Below are 18,441 nucleotides of genomic sequence, written 5' to 3'. Positions count from 1 at the left end.
ACCACACTGCGACGACGGATATTATTACCAGAATTCACGGGATGCATCGAAAAAGGCTTTCCATGCTTCGCTCTGTTTCGCACGTTCGCGGGCAACATTATCAATGTAATAACGCATCCGTTTGATATCATCCGCATTATCTTTGAGTACCACACCAATCAACTGGCGCGCCACAGCGCCTGCGTTCAGTGTGCCATTCCCCAAATAGTGAGCTTCCAATGCACAGGCATAGGCGATGTTAACCGCTTCCGCCGTAGACATCACCGCATCTGGGGTTTTGATACTTCCACCATCTTTGGTATTGCCTGAACGTAATTCTTGGAATGTCGTGACTAATAATTCGATCACATCTGTTGGGACAGTCACTTTGCCATCCAGCTCACCCAGTTCAACGGTCAATTGCTTGTTGATCAGTTCAATTTCAAATGCTGGGTCTTGGATAGGTTTGACCGTTTCGAAATTAAATCGACGCTTAAGTGCCGATGACATTTCATGCACACCGCGGTCACGTAAGTTGGCAGTACCAATCAAGTTAAAGCCTGATTTGGCGCTGATCCGCGCATTATCTTTCATTTCAGGGATCATCATTTGCTTCTCAGACATCATACTGACCAGCACGTCCTGAATTTCAGGTGGGCAGCGAGTGATCTCTTCAAAACGCACAATTTTGCCTTGTTGCATTCCTTGGTAGAGGGGTGAACTCACTAATGCTTTCTCAGTTGGACCTTCCGCCAGTAACAGCGCGTAGTTCCACGAATATTTAATATGATCTTCCGTGGTACCCGCCGTGCCTTGAATGGTTAAACCGGAGTCACCGCTGATCGCCGCCGCTAATAACTCGGACAGCATGGATTTCGCCGTACCCGGCTCCCCTACCAGCATTAACCCTTGTTTACCCAGTAAGGTCACAATGGCGCGATCTACTAGCGCATCGTCACCAAAAAACTTGGGGGTAATTTGCAGTGCTTCATCCCCAAGAATAAATTGACGAACCGCCCGCGGGGAACGTAGCCAACCTTGTGGTTTTGGATTGTCTTTATCCGCTTGGGTTAATCGTTCTAATTCATCCGCAAAGCGCACTTCTGCGCTTTCACGCAGAACGCCTTCTGTTACTTTTTTCGCCTTAGCCATGTTTGGTTTCCTAAATTTATGCGTCGATTAATCAATGATTACCACGGGGTTTTCTTTTCCCATTCAGGGTCAAAACCGCTACAGGCATCCGCGACTTTCAGGTAGTCAGCATAGCTTTCGGCTAACAGGATCGGCGGCACGTTTTTCAGTTCCACATAGCCTCTATCCCACGAACTTTTTTGTGCTTGGTCGAAACTCAAGGAGTACAACACCGCAGGGATATTTTCTTCTGGGACATAGCTACCACTGAATTCCATATACACATAGCAATCTAGGCTGGAGAAATATTTGAAGTAATGACAGAAGCTTCCCCCGTCTTCCGCTTGACCGCGCTGATACCCCATTTTGGTTAACACGCCGCGTAAGGTGAAGGTATCCGTTAGCCAGCCTTTTCTATCTTCGATTTCGGTTAGTGTTAACGCCAGATCTGGAATGGTGTGATCCATCTGCGAGAATAGGAATTTGACTTTGTAATCTTTAAAATGAGTAATCCACGCTTTACGGTCAGCGTCTGATAATAACGCCGCATGAGCGAGCTTGATGCTGGAATCTGCGCTCAATTCGACTTCATCGTCATCAAGGTTTAACAAGCAACCATCATCGGATGGACGGAATTGGTTGATCACTTGGTCATCTTTCACTTCTAACCAAACCAGTCGTTCAATCAATCCACGCATCACTGGGTGATTTTGAATATATTCCTGCCAATCCGCCGTGCTCCACAGACGCTCAGCACACATCGCTTCATACAGACGCGCAGTTTGTAATTCAATAACTTGCTTAAGCTCTTTTTTACTGGATGTCAGGAGTTTTTTCGACTCTTTAATCAGCTCTTCGTTGTCGGTTTTACGTGCCGCCGGCAGCGCTTTGATCTCTTTACCTTCTGGGTTAAATAACACCAGTTTTTGCTGGGCATCGAGTTTAGCCGTAAATGTGCGATCGCCATATTCCAGTACTAAGGTGCCAGTTTCGTCCATACCTGCAGTTGGGATGGTTCTGTCTGCCAGTTCATCCGCGCTCCAACCGTTACGCTGCGCAATGTCAGAGACTAATCCGCGAGCTTTTTCTTGGACCGATGCGGTACGATAACGACGCGATAGTGATAATAAAAGCTGGATGATCAGCGGATCATTGCTGACGGCAATCGCGTCAATCATCGCTTCAATTTGGGCGCGACGCTGGTAATGGTCACGCATATAGTTACGCAGCATGGTTACGGCAACATGCCCCTCCACGCCACAAATCAGCGCAAGCATCCCTTTTTCACTGATAGCCGAGCCTAAATAACGGCCTAATACTTCGTTTTTGATCTCGTTGATGGTCTGCTCAAGGGTGAAGTTTTCATACTTGGCATAGTATTCAGGCCAGCGTTTTACCCAATCTTGGTAGTTTTTCAAGCGTGATGGAGCGTCTCTTTCCGCTTCCGCCATCGCCGCTTCCAGTGACGGTCCCGCCACATCTTGGCTAATAAAACTGTTGAGAATAAAGCTACCTAACTTACGCTGGCTGTCTAATGATAATAAGCTGATATATCGCTGTAATAGCCCATTACCCGCTGGCATTTTTAACTTCACCGCCAGAATGATCCACCAGCGGATGATGTCCGCGTCCACCTTTTTATTATCTTGCCAGGTCATGGCTGGAATAGCGTCCAGATCAAACCATGCCATACTCGCCGGTGCTTTGGCTTTTAAGCCTTTTTGCGCTTCTGCCAGCAGAACTTTCGGAGCTAAGTAACCGGAAATATCTTCGCCAAATTGCTCTAATGCCGTTAATAATGCGGCTCTTACCACTTCACGTTTCTCTTTTTTCAGCAACGCGTACAGCGGTTTTAGGGAATCTGGATGTTTTAAGCGAGCTAACCATTCGATGGCAGTCACGCGGATCTCTTGTTTACCAGAGTCCAATCCTTCTGCCGCATTGACGTGAATGCTTGGTAAGGTTTCCAGCAATTTTTGAGCGCTTAAACGGTGGGTTTTGTTTTCACCCAGTGCCAACTCCATAATGCGAGGAATGAATCGTGCTGGAATGGTCGGGTATTTACCTAAAATGGTTACCGCATTAGACGCATCATACTCTTGGTAATAACGATGCCCTTGGTGCTGCGGGATAAGCCCCAGCGCTTCGCTTAAGAAATCAGGGTACTGCATAAAGAACGGCCAAATTTGTTCCGGCGCTCTAAATAGCCCTAATCCATCACTGTATGAACGCAGGCATAAGTCAGCAATTAAGCGACTCGCATTTTTAAAATGGCACTGCTCAAGCCCTTTTTCTAATTGACGTAAATCGAGCTGCGACAGGATGCGAACGGGAACTTCACGAGTGAGTTGATAGTGAGAAAAATGCTCAACATCAGAACGGTTATGACTCAGCAAACGCAACGCGTGGAATAGCGTGAATTCCGGTAAATTATTAATGCGCTCTTTGTGCTTGATGACATTGTATTCATGATCAGTGATCACCCCAACGCCCGAGTTTAATTTAGCTAATAAGCCAGCACACTCGTCTTCACTGTGTTGACTGAACTCTTTGTAATGGCGTTGTGACCACGTGTATTTATGCTTTTCTTGTTTGTTTTCTTCCAGTTCGCGCTCAGCATTTTCTTTCGCTTTTTGCAGCATTTCACGGAAGTTAGAGACCAAAATATCGACGGCGCTTGCTGGCAATGGCGTATCTTCCATCGGAATAACGTCTGGAATTTCCACCGCTTCCACTTCACTCGCACAATCCATCACATCAAAACGAGAAATCGCACTTTCAACGCTCTTGAGGACGGTTTTGTTGGTTTCCACTTTCAATGCCGCTTCAAGAATATCTCTATCTTTACCAATACGGGCGAACAGATCCGCCGCTTGCGTACGCTGTTTTGGCGTTCCTTCAAGCAGTACTTTGGTTAAGTGGGTTTTAACCGCCTCTTCCGGCAGAATAGACATCACTGGCTCAGCCGCTGAACGCACGGTTTTCAGTGAACTGGTTGCCAATAGCACTAAAATATCGGCAAACACGCTATACAGAGCTTCGTCTTTTCTCAGCGTGTCGATCAATTGGATCTGACCACTGGCGGATAAATTGCTCAGCAGGCTTTGGCGAATAAAATCTTGCTCAGCAATTAAATATTCTTTTAAACCTGGAATAGCGAATAATAACGCCATATTTTCGTAGTGATAATCAGACAGGTTTTGTCTATCAAAAATACCGTATAGCACGGTGTTACCCGGTTGTTCGGCTTCATTTTCCACTAACTGACTGAGCAGACCGTAGTTCCAGTGTTTACGGTGTTCATATTTAGCATGGCGTGAATTTTCAAAGGTGGTTACAAACGCATCACACAGTAAATACAGCATCCAAGACGGCAATTCTGGCGTCAGAATTTTGATATTTACCTCTTGGCAAGCCGCCGCGACCACTTTTGCAAAACGCGCGATCTGCGCTGGCGTAATATCATCACCCACTTTGGAATACAGTTTATGGCGAGCATTTTTACCTTGGCGGATTACTTTGCTATACGAGCCGGCATCAAAACTGTGGCTTCCCCACCACCAATCCACCGTTCCCGGTTTGTCTAACAAAATTGTGGCTTTTTCTTTGTCCAACTGCCCCAGTTTCATCAGAATTTCAGGGGATTTACCCTCAATGACATAATCAAAGAGCGATTTGGGTAAGCTTTCTTCAAATGCGGCAAAAGGAAGCAGGGATTCTTGTAAATATTGTAATCCTGCGGTTTCCCCTTTTTCGCCATAAATAGCCAGAAGGTCAAAGGTAATTTTAGCCATGTTAATTTCCTAAATGTAGTTATATAACAACTTCTTATCATTTTTAGTTATTCATCTCAATTTGATTATTCTTATTCCTGATTATTTAACTTTACTGCTTAATTATTCATCTGGAATTAAATACCAATAATTTAATTATTCCCCCGCTATTTTCCCAACACTTGCTTCAAATACCGCCTGTTTATGGAAGATTGATCAGTAATGTATGACGTTGTGAGCAAAATGCCATCTATAACAATCTTTCTCATTTTTAGCTTGATCTGCCCAGATATCATCGGCAAGTTGACGAAAATTTTTAGTTCATTTAAACAGCAAAAAAGCCATTGACTAAACATATAATCTAATATTAGACTTATTGTATAAGTTAAATTTCCGAATGAGGAAAATCAATGAGCCAAAATACCGCTTACACAGATATCGTATACACTAATGCTTCCCAGCTGGTTCCACCAAGAGGGCACTATTCACACACAGTCACGGCGAATGGTTTCGTGTTTGTATCGGGGCAATTACCCACAGATAGCCAAGGAAATGTCCATGCGGACGCACCCTTTACTCAGCAAGCAGAACAAGTATTAGTAAATTTAGAGGCTTGCTTATCTGCCAGTGGTGTCGGTCGGCAACAATTGGTTCAGGTTCGGGTTTATATCGCGGATATGGACAATTGGCCGGTGTTTAATCAAATTTATGCCAATTGGATTGGCGAGTTTCGTCCTGCTCGCGCTGTTGCGGGTGTCAGTGAACTGCATTTTGGTGCGGGGATCGAAATTGAAGCAACCGCTGTAGCGGCAAGTTCATTGTTATAAAAATCAAGTTATTACCAATTAGCCATTTAATAATGGGGTATATCATGTCTGAATTAACATTACCGACCTATCAAGATGTCGAAGCCGCAGCACAGCGCATTGCAGGTATTGCTCACAAAACCCCAGTGATGACGTCCACGACAGTCAACAAAGAGTTTGGCGCTGAGTTATTCTTTAAATGTGAAAATTTCCAACGTATGGGGGCATTTAAATTTCGCGGCGCGTTAAATGCTCTTTCACAACTTACTCCAGCGCAAAAAAAAGCAGGAGTAATCGCATTTTCATCAGGAAACCATGCTCAAGGTATCGCGCTGGCGGCACAAATGTTGAATATTCCAGCCACCATTTTGATGCCGATTGATTCTCCAGAAGTCAAAGTTGCCGCCACTCAAGGCTATGGAGCTAAAGTGATTAGATTTGACCGCTATACCCAAGATAGAGAGCAACTTTGTCGCGATCTTGCCGAAAAAGAAGGATTGACCATCATCCCACCTTACGACCATGTGGATATTATTGCGGGTCAAGGTACTGTGGCTAAAGAGCTGTTTGAGGAAGTTGGCGAGCTGGATGCCCTCTTTGTTTGCTTAGGTGGTGGTGGGTTGCTCTCTGGATGTGCACTCGCAGCGCGCGCATTATCGCCGAATTGCAAAGTGTATGGCGTTGAACCTGAAGCCGGTAATGATGCGCAGCAATCTTTCCGTAGTGGAAAAATTGTGCACATTGATACGCCAAAAACTATTGCAGATGGTGCACAAACTCAACATGTGGGGAACTACACTTTTGAGCTAATCAAACAAAATGTGGATGACATTTTAACTGTGACCGATGCGCAATTAGTTGATCGCATGAAGTTCTATGCTGAGCGTATGAAAATAATTGTGGAGCCGACAGGTTGCCTTTCTTTCGCTGCCGCCTTGAAAATGAAAGAACAGCTGCGCGGCAAACGTATTGGGATTATTATTAGCGGCGGAAATGTGGACATTAAGCGCTTCGCAGAATTAATGTTAGCTTAAGCAATTTATGCCCCTTCTCTATTAGAATTGAAAAAAATAGTTTAATATTTAAAGAGATATCCAAAATAGATGAAGGGGTAGAGCTATGGCAAAGCCACAAGAAAACAGTTTATTGGCACAAATTGAAGCCATAGCACAAGGGTTAAGTGAGACCTTCGCCCCTTTCTGTGAAGTAGTGGTTCATGATCTGAAAAACCCCGAACATTCGATTATTTCGATTCATAACAACCTCTCTGGGCGCAAAGAAGGTCAACCGACAACTGAATTGGGTCTCGCCCGTATTGAATCCGCCGATTTCCCCAATATCATCGCCAATTATGCCAATCAATTTCCAGATGGACGCCCAGCCAAGAGCACATCAATCGGTATCAAAGATGAAACTGGGCAATACGTTGCCGCATTGTGCCTCAATTTAGATATGACCCAGTTTCGCAGCATGCAAAGTATGCTGTCACAATTTACAGAGGTGGGATGCAGCCCCGTCAAAGAGCATTTAGAACCCAACGGCAGCGAAGCTATTCGTACTCGCATCGATCAATACGCCGCTTCTATCGCCGCCACTCCCCGAACCTTGAAGGCTGATGACCGAGTTGCCTTAATTGAGATTTTACGCAAAGAAGGTCTTCTTGATATTAAAAAATCCATGGATACCATCGCGCAACACCTTGGGGTTTCTCGAGCTTCGGTCTATTTATATGCCAAAAAAGACAGTTAAAAATCCCAAATTGCTTTTCCTTGCCAGCATTCATCGATCAACGTTAGGAAGTAGCTCACTTTGAGCGGCAAATAACGTTTTGTCGGATATAAAGCGCAAATCGATGATTCTTGGCGAGAAAATTCACTCAATATCGGTAGTAGTTGCCCTTGCTGAATAGCAGTTCCCACTAAGAAAGCCCCTAACTGGCAAATTCCTTCGCCTTCAATGCTGGCATCTAGAATTGCCTGAGTGTCATTCAACGTCAGGCGCCCTGATACGGGGAATAGTTGCTTTCCTTGAGGGGTATGAAATTGCCACGGAACCACACTACCCCGATGTTTAAACGCCAACTTTTGGTGCTTTACTAACTCGGAAATGCTCTGTGGAGTGCCATATCGTTGTAAATAGGTAGGAGATGCACAAGTGACCATTCGATGTGGTGCTAAGACTTTGCGGATCAGCCGGTTATCATCATTTCCCCCAATACGAATGGCGAGGTCAAAACCTTCCCCAACAATATCGCTATAGTCATCCGAGAAATGAACGTCCACCTCTACATGAGGCCATCGCCGTGCATATTCTTTGACAATAGGCATGATGTACAAACGCCCAAATATAACCGGAACCGTAATACGCAATAATCCTTTTGGTTGCTGTTGTCCCTGACTCAGTTCGTTTTCGATATTGGCGACTTCGTGTAAAATTTTGAGCGCACCTTCATATACAGTTTGCCCTTCATCACTTAAGCGAAGGCTTCGCGTTGTGCGATGCAATAAGCGAATTTGTAATCGGTTTTCTAACCGCGCGACACATTTCCCCACGGCTGAACGCGAAATACCAAGTCTTTGTGCTGAATGCGTAAAGCTTCCTGTTTCAACCACATCCACAAAAACTTTCAGGTCGAACAAGTTATCCATCAGTAATGATGCCGGATTAGACACGATTAGCCCCCAATGAAGCCACGATAGTGATGTTTATTATCAATAATGTCCCAGATAAGATCAATTAACGCTTGAAACTATTTACTGACCGCCATTATTTGGAACTTTATATGACGAACACAATAACGATTGAAACCAATGCAACTTTTCAACAGCGATGGGGAGCCATCCTGACGCTCATGCTGGCGACCTTCAGTGTGGTGACAACCGAGATGATCCCCGTAGGGCTATTAACGCCGATTGTGGAGGATTTTTCTGTTTCCTTAGCAACCACCGGTTTCTTAATGACACTTCCAGCTATCAGCGCCGCCATCAGCTCACCGCTGATTGTGTTATTTACGCGTTCTATTGACCGCAAAACACTGTTATTGATTGGGGCGCTTTTACTGACCCTTTGTAACTTAGTGGCGGCTTTAACACCGTATTATTGGCTACTCTTGATCAGTCGTCTTTTTGTTGGCGTTTGTATTGGCATTATTTGGGCCTTAGCAGGCGGGTTAGTGCCTCGCTTAGTGGCTGCCCCCGCTGTCGCGCTAGCAACTTCGCTAGTTTTTGGTGGCGTGGCAGCAGCGTCGGTACTGGGCGTACCTTTCGGCGTTTTAATGGGCGAATGGTTAGGCTGGCGTGCGGCATTTGCCTCAATGTCCTTTATTTCTTTGTTACTTTTCTTCTCTTTGCTCATGCAATTACCTTCACTTCCCGCGATGACGTCTCCCACATTCAAAACGTTTATCATTGAAATTAAGCGTCCCATCATTATCAATGGGCTGTTAATAACGCTACTTATTGTATCCGGGCATTTTATGGCATTTACCTATATTCGTGCGCTGCTATCCAATAATGGTTTGATTTCCGTGGACCTTTTAGGAGGCTTATTACTGATTTACGGGTTGGCTGGTATCGTAGGTAACTTTCTGTTTGGGCTCACCGCCAACAAACACCTAAATTTTGCGGTCGTGATGATAGCCAGCGGTCTTGTCTTAAGTTTAGGCGCATATATATTCCTTCCAATGAGTGTATGGATGGCATTATCCATTATGGTACTTTGGGGAATTGCTTATGGTGGCGTATCGGTCACTTTAATGACCTGGATGATGCGTTACAGCGCTCATAATATTGAAGCCACAAGCTCCTTGTATATTGCCTTTTTTAATGGCGGAATCGCCTTAGGCTCTGCACTTGGTGGTATTTTCGTCTCACTGTATGGATTAATTGGCAATTTGCATGTCGCGGTATTGTCATTTGTGGCTGCGCTTGCGCTGTTAGGGATCAATTATTACCAGAAAAAAGCTCGCTAAATTCTCTAACAAAGTCGATTTATTATTAATAACTAAAGTAAATGGCGTTTAAATTAGTAGCGATTGTTTTTTTTAGCGCTAGCCTTTCTTGCTGAGTTATTGCATAAATAGCTATCACCAAAAATAGGGAAATAAAATGACAAAAACAGCACCATTAACACTGTATTACGATACCTTTGGTCAGCCAGAACACCCTGCTGTCGTACTTATTGCAGGGTTAGGTGGACATAACATTAGTTGGACATCAGAATTTTGCCAACAAATTGCCGATGCAGGTTTTTATATTATCCGTCCCGATAACCGTGATGCGGGTTTATCGCCACATTTAGATAATTATCCGCCACTAAATATTGGGGAAATGGCTGAGCGCTTACAAAACGGCGAGCATGTCGATGTTCCCTACACCTTATTTGAAATGGCCGATGATATTATCGCCTTGTTAGATAGCTTATCCATCGAAAAAGCCCATATTGTAGGGCGTTCAATGGGTGGAATGATAGCGCAAGTGGTTGCATCAAAAGTTCCGAACCGCACTCTTTCACTTTGCCCAATTATGTCATCAACGGGTAATCCGCAATTGCCGCAAAGCGAGCCGGATGTCATGAAAATGCTAATGTCTCCTAGCGTAGATCCTAAACAGGATTTTGAAGGCTACATTGCTGGGCAACTCGCATTTTACCGCCGCATTGGTTCAACGTGCGTGCCGTTCGATGAAGAAAATTGCCGTGACTATATTGCACAAGCATTCCAACGTAACTACTCTCCTGAAGGCACTAAACGTCAGTTAGCCGCCGTTGCAGTAACGGGTGATTTGAGACCTCTCCTTAGTGCCATCACCGCCCCAACGCTGGTGATACACGGCTCTGTTGACCCATTATTCCCCGTCACTTCAGGTCAGGATATTTTTGATAATATTGAAACGGCAAAATTAGAAGTGATTGAAGGTATGGGGCACGATACGCCAGCCGAATTAAACCCTCAAATTGCTGAAATGATTATTGAGAATATGCGAGAGAGTGAAGTGAATTAATAACGTTAAGTTTGTAAATAAGCGCCTGAAACGAGGCGTTTATTTATAGCCAGCCTTGCTGTTTATGTTGTGCGCAAATTGGGCACAGAGTTTCTTCCGAAGTCCATGCCGAAAAAGGTAATTGGCATTTTTGGCATGTCCCATCAAAATAATAGAAATGCTGTGGTTCGCTATTTTTTGCCACGTGAGGATGAACTTGAATTGATTTTGGGAAACAGACCACTTGGCAACTCATACAGCCTGTACAACGCTTATCGTCTAAACTAAATTGATGATCTTCTAGCTCTATCGCCTGCTCATCACACACTTTCGCGCATGCGCCACATAAAATGCAACTGGCCGTATCTAATGCAATATGGAACCAGCTATCCTCAGGATAAAACTGTTTTCTGGCATTCAATCCCGTTTTAACCTTGCCACTATCTAATGGCTGACTATCTAATTTTTGACGAAAAAGCATTCTACGCCGCCCACTATCCACTTCCGCAGGTTTGGTGATGGTCAAACTCCAAATAGGCTCTTGTAATGCTTCTAGTTTTAAATTTAATGCCGCTAAAGCTGGCAACCATTTATCCACCAACGGTTCAGGAATTTGCATACCTCGAATGGCATATTGACGATGCCAAACAATCAGTTCTTCAGGGCTAGCAAGTGGCTCATCATGGCTGATAACCAAAAAACCATTTTGATAGGTTCGTTCATGAGGTTGAATATTTTCAATGGCATCGACTGGACAGGTAAATAAGCAGTTACCGCATTGATAACACAGTTCATTATCAATTTTCGCATCCATAAAACCAAAAGAAATCGCACCCACAGGACAGCTGCTCGCACAGTTGTCACAAACACTATTTTTCAAGCGCTTATGGACACACTTTTCATTAATAACAGGTTCTTGAGGAAGATCTAACTGAATGAACCGCCGCATAATCTATTCGTTTACCTTTGATGATTAAGCTTAATAACTTTCTATCATCTTAATGCAACGGCTTAAAATTAACATGACATAAATTAAAAATTAACGAGATATGATGGCATTACACGCAAAGGCACTCACTTGCTCTAAGATTTTGTCCAATAAATCTTTATCAAGACTTTTTTGATTCAAGCGTTTTAATAGTGATTTTTTCGCAATCACAAATCCCAAAACTTGCCCAATTAAAGCATGTGCTGAAATAATCGCCGTCGCTTGATCTTTATCCGTAATAAATTGGACAAGTGAAGTTAAGCGAGAATGAAAAGGCTCGATAAACTCTTTAAAGATAATATCTGCATTTTCTGTAGGTTCTAGCTGCTCTCTTAGGATTAATATTGAATAATACTCATGTTCCGGTGACAGCAACGCCAACCCTAGCCCTTTAATTAATAGCCGGAGTAATGATTCAACCTCTATTACCTCATGGCTTGCCCGTGATTTTAATTGCTCAAACTGCACATCAAATATGCTCACATTGCTCATTTGGGCAAGATCTGCCGCAATTTTATGGATAACAGCTGCATAGACCCCCATCTTTCCACCCATATGATAAGGGATGGCAGATTGGTTAACTCCAGCACTTTCAGCCAGTTGACGAGTTCTCACGCCATTAATACCATAAAGAGCAAACTGTTTGATGCCTTCATTGATTAATTTTTCTTTCGTCAGCTCCGAAGAGAGTGTGTTTTTGTTTATTTCTGTCATATGCAGCTGAAACCCTAATTACATTAAATGAGTAACATTATACGTCGGCACGCATTAAATGCGTCGAATTATTATTTAATTCTATCCCCTTATCTTTTCCCACAATAACGGTACCGCCTAAATTACATAAATGATAATCAAAGGCACAACTGGGTTCAAACGCAAATGTCATTCCTGCTTTTAAGATTAATTCACGCCCAGGATTAGGCAGTCGGCTTATATGTCCATATTTTTGAGCTAACGGTAATATTTCAATTCCTGGAGCCGTACCAAAGCCAATTGGGCCATAAGGATTAATGCTATGAATAAGCGGATGAACATGCCAACCTTTTGCCTTTAATAATGGTTGTTCCATTTTGTCCACCAACTCCCCAAAGGTAATGCCTTCTTTGAGATTCTCTACACCTATCTCATAACATTCTCGCGAAACTTGTGCAGCTCGCTCAATATTAGGGTGTATTTTCCCGACTGCCACCGCAGCTTGATGCTGGGTTTCATACATCCCATACAGTGCGAAAATTTCAGTTAATACAATATCTCCATATTGTATTTCCCTTGGTTTTTGCGAGCGGTACTGCCATGCTGGTTGTCCCCAACCAATATATTCAGGGCCTGAACCCATTAAAATTTCTGCTGTAAACCCACCCATCGATAAACATGTTGAAGTCACTGCCGCAGCAATATCCGCTTCGGTATTTCCGGGAATCGCTGTTTTGCGCATCGCTTCACTCATGGCTTCACCAATCATGGCCGCATGTTTGATATGCGCGATTTCTTCATCGCTTTTGACCGAGGTTAATTGGAAAAAGGCTTTATAAACCGGCACAAAACTCACATTCGGTAATTGCTCTTTAATACCTGACAACGTATTAAACGGCATTGCACCATCAAAATAGAATGGCGGATATGGTTCAAGCCCAATGACGCCTATCTGAGCATTCGGCGATACCCCTAACTGAATCAAAATATTGCCGATATTGCGCCCTGTTTTTCCCACCATAATCTGTTCAGGTGAAATCCATTGCATATCATTACGTAAAGACGCCTGCATATGGTCGGCCACCATCATCGGCGCAAATGTCACCACTATTGGAGCTTTATCTTGATGGAACAGCACCACCGAGCCCAGTCTGTCATTAGTAAAATAATGATCGATACAAAATGGTGCCGGTGCGGCGGACTCCCTATCGCCATACACCATCAAAACTTCCAGATCATGCTCCTTCATAATTTTACGAGCCAAATCCCATCGTCTATCACGCTCTTTAAGGGTAAATGGAGCGGGTATCATTGAATTCATCATAATTTCCTCATTTGCATTATATTTAATTCATTTGAATGAATTAAATATTGATCGTGGTGATATCGAAGTCAAATTAATCATAAGCATTAAGTGCTATCGCTAGGAAATTACTTACCCCAAAAACGGATAGTGAATTGAAAATTCAGAAATAAATAAACAAAGTCCCAATCAAACTTTTTGATCATCCTTTGAATAGTTTCGAGTGTATACTAGTGTAATCTCAACGTTTTTAACCCTAACCGATGCCAAATGACATCCCCTACCATTCCCAACCAAAGGTTTGTATATGAATAATTTTGAGTTTTACAACCCAACGCGCATTGTTTTTGGTGAAGGTAAAATAAGTGAATTGGACCGATTGGTTCCCGCGAATGCAAAAGTCCTCGTGCTATTTGGCGGTGAAAGTGCTCGCAAGAATGGCACCCTCGATGAAGTTGCAAGTGCATTGAAAAATCGCCAGATTGGCTATTTTGGTGGGATTGAAGCCAACCCTCGCTATGAAACCTTAATCAAAGCTGTCGCGCAAATTGAACACGAAGGTTATGATTTTTTACTGGCTGTTGGCGGTGGCTCCGTCATTGATGGTACTAAATTTATCGCGGCGGCAGTCAATTACGCAGGAGATAAATGGGAAGTGGTGACCAGCGGCGGTGCCACTATTGAACACGCATTACCTTTTGGTACGGTGTTAACCCTCCCTGCTACTGGCTCTGAAATGAACAAAGGCTCTGTGATCACGCGTGAGGAATTACATGCAAAATTAGCCTTTATGAGTGACAAAGTTTTCCCACAATTTTCTATTTTAGACCCCGTTAAAACCTACTCATTACCACCTCGTCAAATCAGTAATGGGGTTGTGGATGCGTTCGTACACGTTATCGAGCAGTACCTCACCTACCCTGTAAATGCCAATGTTCAAGACACATTTGCTGAAGGTCTACTGAGAACCTTGATCGATATTGGCCCGAAAGCCTTAGCAAATCCAACCAATTACGATGTGCGCGCCAATTTAATGTGGACAGCAACATTAGCGTTAAATGGTTTAATTGGTGTTGGCGTACCGCAAGACTGGGCAACCCACATGTTAGGTCATGAAATCACCGTTCTCTACGGTTTAGATCATGCCCAAACCTTAGCCATTATCCTGCCTTCCTTAATGGAAGAAAAACTGCCTCAGAAACAAGCGAAAATGGCGCAGTATGCAGAACGCGTCTGGGATATACGTGAAGGCAGCGAAAAAGAAAAAGCACTCAAAGCCATTGAATTAACAAGAGACTTTTTCGAATCAATGCAAGTGAAAACACGCTTTAAAGATTATCAGCTCAACCAAGATATCGTAGAGCCTTTAGTTGAGAGCCTCGTGGCGCATAGCATGGTGACACTCGGGGAACACCGTGATATTACCCCTGAAGTGAGCCGTCGAATTTATCTCGCTTCATTATAATGACCGTGTATTATCAAAAGAGCGCATTCCCTTGCGCTCTTTTTTAATGACTCGAACAGGGTTTTAAGTTCACTTCCGCGACCAACCATTTCAACAATAACGCCGCGCACCAAAAACGATGACTTTTGATATTGAGAAAGGCAACCGACTCTTAATTTATATGCCGATTAAATAGGATGATGAATCAATAATTAATTGATTTTTTATGCAGTTAAGCAGATAGCAGATAACTCTACTATCTGCGTCGCCGCTATCTTTAGCCAGATAATTGATTGGCAATGGCACAATAGCATGATCAAAATATTGTTTTGATTTCCCGCCCTAATAACCCGTTTCTTGGTGCCGCAATTTTATGTATTTTATATAACAAAACTACATAAAACATTTTTGTAACAATCGTTTTTATAGCTATCGTTTTTATAACAACCATTTTTATAACAACAATGTACTCCTAGGTCGTGAGCCATGTTTTCTAAATCCAATATCTCGAATACTGCCCTGCTCGCGTCTTCGCTGCTATTAACCATCGGGCGCGGCGCCACATTACCATTTATGGCAATTTATCTGACACGCCAATACCATATGGCGATCGATATCGTCGGTGTTGCTATGACTATTGCCTTAACGGTCGGCGTGCTATTCAGTATGGGATTTGGCATGCTGGCGGATAAAGTCGACAAAAAACGCTGCATGCTTATTGCGGTGATAGCGTTTATTTGTGGATTTATCGCGATCCCGCTCATGAACAATGCCCTATTGGTGATTATATTTTTCTCACTAATTAACTGCTCTTATTCTGTTTTTTCGACTGTTTTAAAAGGCTATTTCGCAGATACTTTATCACTATCCTTAAAGACTAAAGTGTTTTCGCTCAACTACACCTTTATCAATATCGGTTGGACGGTCGGGCCCCCAATGGGCACATGGTTATTAATGTACAGCATTAATTTACCATTTTGGCTAGCGGCAGTCTCCGCAGCCGCCCCTATCTTTTTTATTCAGCGATTTGTTCAAAGCACCAAACCTGCTAGCCATGTTGATGGTCAACCGCGAGTGTGGAACCCTAAAGCAATGCTCCACGACCGTGCATTGGCTTGGTTTATTCTCTCCACTTTTCTCGGCTCACTCGTTTTCGGCTCTTTTACCACGTGGATCTCCCAATATGTGATCACCGTTGCTAACAGTGACTTTGCACAAGCGGTAATTGGCGTGATTTTACCTGTCAACGCCGTCGTCGTTGTCACATTGCAATATACGGTAGGTAAACGCATTACGCCGGATAACTTAAGACGCTTAATGACCATTGGTAGCGTATTCTTTTTAGGGGGGTTAGCGGTATTTATGGGGTCTGGCGATAATCTCTATTTATGGGCATTAGGCTCATTTATCTTCACATTGGGCGAACTTATTTACGCACCGGGGGAATATATGCTAATTGATAGCATTGCCCCTGAAGGCATGAAATCCAGTTACTTTTCCGCACAGGCGCTAGGATTACTTGGCGGGGCATTTAACCCTATGATGACGGGGTTCGTTCTGACTGAACTTCCTCCGTATTTTATCTTTATTATCTTAATGGTGGTGACAGTACTGGCATGGCTAAGTATGCTTAACGGCATGCGAATTAAAAATAAACAAACTCTCGCATTGGCAATATAAACTGCGGTAAACGTGGTTTGCTGTATAAATAATCTTCCTTATGTTTAATTACCCGCTAATAGCTATTATTAGCGGGTTTCTTTTTTCTATTTCAACGCCCTATTTCAACAGGGTCATTTTTAAGGTTTCCCCGAGAATTTTTATCGCGTTGCGCCGTCTTGGGATCAACTCTAATGCATAGTTAATACGCAGGTGGTTTGGGTAGCAATCCCCTGTGGCAAAGTGGGCTCCCGTCAATACCGTCACTTTATTGCGATGTAAAATCTCCATCAATTTCGCAGTATCTGCTGCCGGATGCTCGACCCATAATGAAAATCCGCCTTGAGGCCTTGAAATTCGAGTATTCACGGGGAAATGCGTTTCAACTAATTCCCGGTATTGGCACTGTAATTCACGATATTGCTGACGCATTCGGCGTAAATGCAAAAAATAGTGTCCTTCTTTTAAGAAATTACTCATCACTTGCTGCATAAAAACTTCGCCAGAACAATGTGATAAGTATTTTAAATGCATAACTTTCTCTTTGTATTTACCGGGAATTATCCACCCCGTCCGTGTTCCCGGTGCAACGGCTTTAGAAAATGAACTGCACAGAATCACATGACCTTCGGTATCCAGAGATTGGATCGTTGACGGACGCGGATAAACATATGCAAGAGGCGCTAAACAATCATTCTCGATAACCGTACCTTGATATCGATTAGTCATCTCAAGTAACCTTTGCTTATTTTTTTCCGGCATAATACTGCCCATCGGGTTATTGCATGTCGGCGTCACCACCACCGCTTTAACTTGCCAACATTGAAAAGCTTCTTCTAACCTATCCAAGTTAATTCCTATTTGCGGATCAACGGGAATTTCGATGATTTTACGACCCAGCCCATAAAGCGTCTGCAATAATCCAGGAAACGTCGGCGATTCAACAGCAACCACATCATTCGCTTGGGTACATGCTTGAATTGCAATAGAAATCGACTGATGAGCGCTAGTGGTCGTCACAATATCATCAGGGGTAAATGACTGGCGATAATCAGACACATGATAAATTTGCTCTCTGAGTGCAGCTAACCCTTGTAAGCTATCATACTCAAGTGTTAACGGATTACGGCGGCGAGCCACCATGTTCATTTCTTGCCATAAAGGTTCTAAGGTTTTATCGGCAATATTAGGTACCGCACACGATAACGATGTGACCCCTACGTGCTCTTCAACACGCAAAAAGTCCATCGTCGGGTTCCACTTATCAATATGAACAGGCTTTTGAATATAATTAGCCACTTTCGGTAATTGTGCTGTGATCTTTTCAGGGATCACGAAATAACCCGATTTTGGTACTGCATAAATGAGCTGACACCGTTCCAATTCACGATAAGCTAGTTGAGCCGTGGTAATGCTCACATCATGGCAGCGGCTAATATCACGTACCGACGGCATTTTCTCACCACCAAGAAACTCCCCTCGATGGATTTTGCTCTGTAGCATTTGGGCTATCTGTTTATAGAGCATCGCACTCATTTCCTTAAAATCGAATTACCGTATCTGTAATTTAATACAAATTTCGCTGAAATGATCTGTATTTTACAAAAAAGCCAATCTGTCACTTTTTTAAGTCAATTTCTCATGCGAAGCTAAATAAACAAAATACAGCAATAGGATTTTATTTAT

General features: G+C 43.3%; 14 protein-coding genes. 7 read left to right on the top strand and 7 right to left on the bottom strand.

Annotated elements, in window-relative coordinates:
- Positions 1–24: 24 nt before the first annotated feature.
- Together ACY3ZI_RS10335 and ACY3ZI_RS10330 are read right to left on the bottom strand one after the other, a co-directional pair.
- Positions 25–1,131 (bottom strand): ATP-binding protein, encoded by a 1,107-nt coding sequence (locus ACY3ZI_RS10335; protein ID WP_487375111.1) that lies wholly within the window; start codon positions 1,129–1,131, stop codon positions 25–27.
- A gap of 38 nt (positions 1,132–1,169) precedes the next feature.
- Complete coding sequence (locus ACY3ZI_RS10330) at positions 1,170–4,904, bottom strand: DUF4132 domain-containing protein (protein ID WP_487375110.1); 3,735 nt, start codon at positions 4,902–4,904, stop codon at positions 1,170–1,172.
- Positions 4,905–5,293: 389 nt separating this feature from the next.
- On the opposite strand from ACY3ZI_RS10330, the gene ACY3ZI_RS10325 reads away from it, so the two are divergent.
- The 3 genes from ACY3ZI_RS10325 to ACY3ZI_RS10315 all read left to right on the top strand — a co-directional run bounded on the left by ACY3ZI_RS10325 (position 5,294) and on the right by ACY3ZI_RS10315 (position 7,438).
- Entirely contained in the window at positions 5,294–5,710 is a 417-nt protein-coding gene (locus tag ACY3ZI_RS10325) for a RidA family protein (RefSeq protein ID WP_211885594.1), read from the top strand.
- A 44-nt stretch (positions 5,711–5,754) separates the two neighbouring features.
- Positions 5,755–6,723 carry a threo-3-hydroxy-L-aspartate ammonia-lyase gene (locus ACY3ZI_RS10320; protein WP_487375109.1) on the top strand — a complete coding sequence of 323 codons (969 nt, stop codon included), beginning with the start codon at positions 5,755–5,757 and terminating at the stop codon, positions 6,721–6,723.
- A gap of 85 nt (positions 6,724–6,808) precedes the next feature.
- Positions 6,809–7,438: a helix-turn-helix transcriptional regulator gene (locus tag ACY3ZI_RS10315; RefSeq protein WP_036948015.1), complete on the top strand. Its 630-nt coding sequence runs from the start codon at positions 6,809–6,811 to the stop codon at positions 7,436–7,438.
- Here the strand turns inward: ACY3ZI_RS10315 and ACY3ZI_RS10310 are convergent.
- Positions 7,435–8,361, bottom strand: a complete 927-nt coding sequence (locus tag ACY3ZI_RS10310) for a LysR family transcriptional regulator (RefSeq protein WP_336431236.1) — start codon at positions 8,359–8,361, stop codon at positions 7,435–7,437. The genes ACY3ZI_RS10315 and ACY3ZI_RS10310 overlap by 4 nt on opposite strands.
- 110 nt (positions 8,362–8,471) lie before the next feature.
- On the opposite strand from ACY3ZI_RS10310, the gene ACY3ZI_RS10305 reads away from it, so the two are divergent.
- The gene (locus ACY3ZI_RS10305) at positions 8,472–9,659 is read left to right on the top strand and encodes an MFS transporter (protein WP_211885593.1); all 1,188 of its coding nucleotides are present in this window, start codon (positions 8,472–8,474) and stop codon (positions 9,657–9,659) included.
- Positions 9,660–9,795: 136 nt separating this feature from the next.
- Positions 9,796–10,689: an alpha/beta fold hydrolase gene (locus ACY3ZI_RS10300; RefSeq protein ID WP_487375108.1), complete on the top strand. Its 894-nt coding sequence runs from the start codon at positions 9,796–9,798 to the stop codon at positions 10,687–10,689.
- A 43-nt stretch (positions 10,690–10,732) separates the two neighbouring features.
- Here ACY3ZI_RS10300 and ACY3ZI_RS10295 read toward each other — a convergent pair whose 3' ends face one another.
- From ACY3ZI_RS10295 to ACY3ZI_RS10285, 3 genes are all read right to left on the bottom strand, one after another.
- Complete coding sequence (locus ACY3ZI_RS10295) at positions 10,733–11,617, bottom strand: 4Fe-4S binding protein (protein ID WP_487375107.1); 885 nt, start codon at positions 11,615–11,617, stop codon at positions 10,733–10,735.
- Between the two features lie 90 nt (positions 11,618–11,707).
- The gene (locus ACY3ZI_RS10290) at positions 11,708–12,370 is read right to left on the bottom strand and encodes a CerR family C-terminal domain-containing protein (RefSeq protein WP_211885590.1); all 663 of its coding nucleotides are present in this window, start codon (positions 12,368–12,370) and stop codon (positions 11,708–11,710) included.
- Positions 12,371–12,407: 37 nt separating this feature from the next.
- Entirely contained in the window at positions 12,408–13,670 is a 1,263-nt protein-coding gene (locus tag ACY3ZI_RS10285) for a M24 family metallopeptidase (protein WP_487377520.1), read from the bottom strand.
- A 289-nt stretch (positions 13,671–13,959) separates the two neighbouring features.
- Here ACY3ZI_RS10285 and ACY3ZI_RS10280 point away from each other — a divergent pair, with 289 nt between their 5' ends.
- Positions 13,960–15,117 carry an iron-containing alcohol dehydrogenase gene (locus ACY3ZI_RS10280; RefSeq protein WP_211885588.1) on the top strand — a complete coding sequence of 386 codons (1,158 nt, stop codon included), beginning with the start codon at positions 13,960–13,962 and terminating at the stop codon, positions 15,115–15,117.
- Between the two features lie 465 nt (positions 15,118–15,582).
- Positions 15,583–16,776, top strand: a complete 1,194-nt coding sequence (gene ydeE / locus ACY3ZI_RS10275) for an efflux MFS transporter YdeE (RefSeq protein ID WP_036948034.1) — start codon at positions 15,583–15,585, stop codon at positions 16,774–16,776.
- A 99-nt stretch (positions 16,777–16,875) separates the two neighbouring features.
- Here ydeE and ACY3ZI_RS10270 read toward each other — a convergent pair whose 3' ends face one another.
- Positions 16,876–18,282, bottom strand: a complete 1,407-nt coding sequence (locus tag ACY3ZI_RS10270) for an aminotransferase-like domain-containing protein (protein WP_487375106.1) — start codon at positions 18,280–18,282, stop codon at positions 16,876–16,878.
- Positions 18,283–18,441: the final 159 nt, after the last annotated feature.

This window comes from Providencia sp. LY12, assembly GCF_057621555.1.
Note: the sequence above shows the minus strand (reverse complement) of the source record. Positions and strands in the feature narration are given on the sequence as shown.